A 576-nucleotide genomic window follows, 5' to 3' on the forward strand; every position below is an offset into this window, starting at 1 on the left:
AGCCGCCCCTGCTGTGGGCGTTAAGTGTATTTACAGTCCGAGGGGCTGAGCGCAATGAAAATCGATGTCCCTTTAAACGAGTTTCCTAAAGATATCCTCCAAGCGGAAGCATCAGTACAGCAATTCTTAGAGGAAAACGCGGGGAAAAGTGCCATACCAGTCGTATGGGATCTTTGGAGTATTTTCTCCTCGGTAATAGACTCCTTGGTGGAGTTTCCATACCTGCATGGCTTACGCCCGAAAGGCTACGGTGTTAATGAAGAAGTGATAACCTCGAAGAAAATAACCTTTAGAGGTGTGAGCACCTTCGCTAAAGGAAGCTTAGCGGAGGAATTAAAATGGTTTCAGGTAGATATCTCGCGTGGAGCTGACGTTTTACTATATTCTTTCAAGTTGTATCGTACATCTGATGATAGAAATGCAGGAATCTATTTGGGGAAAACGTATAAAGGCTGGGAGTTTTCATCCTGGCTGTAGCAGTCTTCAAGTTCTCAGGTCCGGTGTAGAATACACTGAACAAGCGCAAGCAAGATGCTACGGTCCTTCGGACCTTCGCGGGACGCCCAACGCTATGCA

General features: G+C 46.5%; 1 protein-coding gene. It reads left to right on the plus strand.

Features of this window, described 5'->3' with window-relative positions:
- Window positions 1-54: 54 nt before the first annotated feature.
- The gene (locus B4U49_RS00315) at window positions 55-477 is read left to right on the plus strand and encodes a hypothetical protein (protein ID WP_143735421.1); all 423 of its coding nucleotides are present in this window, start codon (window positions 55-57) and stop codon (window positions 475-477) included.
- Window positions 478-576: the final 99 nt, after the last annotated feature.

This window comes from Microbulbifer mangrovi, assembly GCF_002009015.1.
Lineage (GTDB): Bacteria > Pseudomonadota > Gammaproteobacteria > Pseudomonadales > Cellvibrionaceae > Microbulbifer > Microbulbifer mangrovi.